The organism is Streptomyces sp., from assembly GCF_031181555.1.
Taxonomy (GTDB): domain Bacteria; phylum Actinomycetota; class Actinomycetes; order Streptomycetales; family Streptomycetaceae; genus Streptomyces; species Streptomyces fimbriatus.
The window spans coordinates 5,137-8,104 of sequence record NZ_JAPSKQ010000226.1 but is presented as its reverse complement, the minus strand read 5'-3'; the positions used below and the strand labels follow the sequence as shown (position 1 = coordinate 8,104).

Below are 2,968 nucleotides of genomic sequence, written 5' to 3'. Positions count from 1 at the left end.
CTGTGGCTGCGGGCCGGGGCTCCGGAACTGGACCCGGCCGACGTTGACCGTGCAGTGGCGGAGGGGCCGCGTTGACACAGAACCGAGCTCGTACTGTTTTCCTGCTGGCCCACACCGGGCGGCCCGCGGCCATTCGCAGCGCCGAACTCGTGGTCAAAGGGCTGCTGCGCTCCGGGCTCGGGGTGCGGGTGCTGGAGGCCGAGGCGCGCGACCTGCCGCTGCCGGACGAGGTGGAGACCGCCAAGGAGGCCACCCCGCAGTGCCTGGACGGCTGCGAGCTGCTGATCGTGCTCGGTGGTGACGGCACGCTGCTGCGCGGCGCCGAGTTCGCCCGTGCCTCCGGGGTGCCCATGCTCGGCGTCAACCTCGGGCGGGTCGGGTTCCTGGCCGAGGCCGAGCGGGACGACCTCGACAAGGTGGTCGACCGTGTGGTGAGCAGGGCGTACGAGGTCGAGGAGCGCATGACCGTCGACGTCGTCGTGCACCGCAACGGCGACGTCGTGCACACGGACTGGGCGCTGAACGAGGCGGCCGTGCAGAAGGTGTCCGCCGAGCGGATGCTGGAGGTCGTGCTGGAGATCGACGGGCGGCCGGTCACCGGGTTCGGCTGCGACGGGATCGTGTGCGCCACCCCGACCGGTTCGACCGCCTACGCGTTCTCCGCGGGCGGTCCCGTGGTGTGGCCCGAGGTCGAGGCGCTGCTGATGGTGCCGATCTCGGCGCACGCGCTGTTCGCCAAGCCGCTGGTGACCTCGCCGGACTCCGTGCTGGCGGTGGAGGTGCTGCCGCACGTCCCGCCGGGCGTGCTGTGGTGCGACGGACGGCGCACGGTGGAGCTGCCGCCCGGCGCCCGGGTGGAGGTGCGGCGCGGAGCCGTGCCGGTGCGGCTGGCCCGGCTGCACCACGCCTCGTTCACGGACCGGCTGGTGGCGAAGTTCGCGCTGCCCGTCTCCGGGTGGCGCGGGGCACCGCACTAGGCACGGCGCGGCGCCCCGGATCCCCGCAGCAGCGGGGAACACCCGTTCCACGAGTGAATCCGTCGGCGGGTCACGGCCTGCCGCGATGCCGGATGGGTGGGGCGGCGTCGCACACCACGTGCGAAACCTCGTATGGTCGGGTGCGTGCTTGAGGAGATGCGGATACGGTCGCTCGGGGTCATCGACGACGCTGTCGTCGAGCTGTCGCCCGGCTTCACCGCCGTCACCGGCGAGACGGGCGCGGGCAAGACCATGGTGGTCACCAGCCTCGGCCTGCTGCTGGGTGGACGGGCGGATGCGGCCCTGGTGCGGATCGGCGCCAAGAACGCGGTCGTGGAGGGGCGGATCGCCGTGCCCCGGGACTCCGCGGCCGTCGTACGGGCCGAGGAGGCCGGGGCCGAGCTCGACGACGGGACGCTGCTGATCAGCCGCACCGTTTCCGCCGAGGGGCGCTCACGGGCGCACCTGGGCGGGCGGAGCGTGCCCGTGGGGCTGCTCGCCGAGCTCGCCGACGACCTGGTGGCCGTGCACGGGCAGACCGACCAGCAGGGGCTGCTGAAGCTGTCCCGGCAGCGGCAGGCGCTCGACCGGTACGCGGGGTACGCGGTCGCCGTGCCCCTCGGCAAGTACACCGAGGCGTACAAACGGCTGCGGGCCGTCACCGCGGAGCTCGAACAGATCACCACGCGCGCGCGTGAGCGGGCCCAGGAGGCCGACATGCTGCGCTTCGGGCTCGAGGAGATCGCCGCCGTGGAGCCGCGCGCGGGTGAGGACACGGAACTGGCGGAGGAGGCCGAGCGGCTCGGGCACGCCGAGGCGCTGGCGTCGGCCGCGGCGGTCGCGCACGCCGCTCTCGCGGGCGACCCGGAGGATCCCGAGGGCGTCGACGCCGGGACGCTCGTCGCGGGCGCCCAGCGGGCCCTGGAGGCCGTACGGGCCCACGACCCGGCGCTGGCCGCGCTCACCGACCGGATCGGGGAGATCGGCATCCTGCTGCGCGACGTCGCCGGGGAGCTGGCGGGGTACGCCGACGACCTGGACGCCGACCCGCTGCGGCTGGCCGCGGTCGAGGAGCGGCGGGCCGCGCTCACCGGGCTGACCCGGAAGTACGGCGAGGACATCGCGGCCGTGCTGGCCTGGGCCGAGCAGAGTGCCGCGCGGCTGACCGAACTGGACAGCGACGACGAGCGGATCGCGGAACTCACCGCCGAGCGGGACGAGCTGCGCGCCCGACTGGGCGCGCTGGCCCAGGAGCTGACGGACGCGCGGACGGAGGCGGCGGAGCGGTTCGCGGCGGCCGTGACCGCCGAGCTGGCCTCGCTCGCCATGCCGCACGCGCGCGTGTCGTTCGACATCCGGCAGACCGAGGACCCCGAGGGCGTCGAGGTCGGCGGGCGCACGGTCGCCTACGGCCCGTCCGGCGTGGACGAGGTCGAACTGCTGCTGGCCCCGCACCCCGGGGCGCCGCCCCGGCCCATCGCCAAGGGGGCGTCCGGCGGTGAGCTGTCGCGCGTGATGCTGGCCGTGGAGGTCGTGTTCGCGGGCACGGATCCCGTGCCGACGTATCTCTTCGACGAGGTCGACGCCGGTGTCGGCGGCAAGGCGGCGGTGGAGATCGGGCGCCGGCTCGCCCGGCTGGCGAAGACGGCGCAGGTCGTCGTCGTCACGCACCTGCCCCAGGTGGCCGCGTTCGCCGACCGGCAGCTCCTGGTCGAGAAGACCAGCGACGGGTCGGTCACCCGGTCCGGCGTGAAGGTGCTCGAAGGCGAGGAGCGGATCCGGGAGTTGTCCCGGATGCTCGCGGGCCAGGAGAACTCGGAGACCGCCCGCGCGCACGCGGAGGAACTGCTGGCGACGGCTCGGGCGGACGTGTAGCCGAGGACGTGCGGGTGAAGACGCGGCTTCCCGGCCCGCCGCCGGGGGCGCGGTGCGGGCGCGCAGCCTGACGGGATGACCGACCGGTCCCGCGGGACCGGCTCTTCCGGACTCGC

The 2,968-nt window shown here is 74.7% G+C and carries 2 protein-coding genes; both read left to right on the top strand.

All coding sequences use genetic code 11. The annotated features are described in order from the left end of the window. Nucleotides 1–71: 71 nt before the first annotated feature. A complete protein-coding gene (locus tag RIM90_RS28955) occupies nt 72–977 on the top strand; it encodes an NAD kinase (RefSeq protein WP_309063713.1) in 906 nt (301 codons plus the stop codon). Between the two features lie 132 nt (nt 978–1,109). Next, nucleotides 1,110–2,852, top strand: a complete 1,743-nt coding sequence (gene recN, locus RIM90_RS28950; RefSeq protein WP_309063712.1) for a DNA repair protein RecN — start codon at nt 1,110–1,112, stop codon at nt 2,850–2,852. Nucleotides 2,853–2,968: the final 116 nt, after the last annotated feature.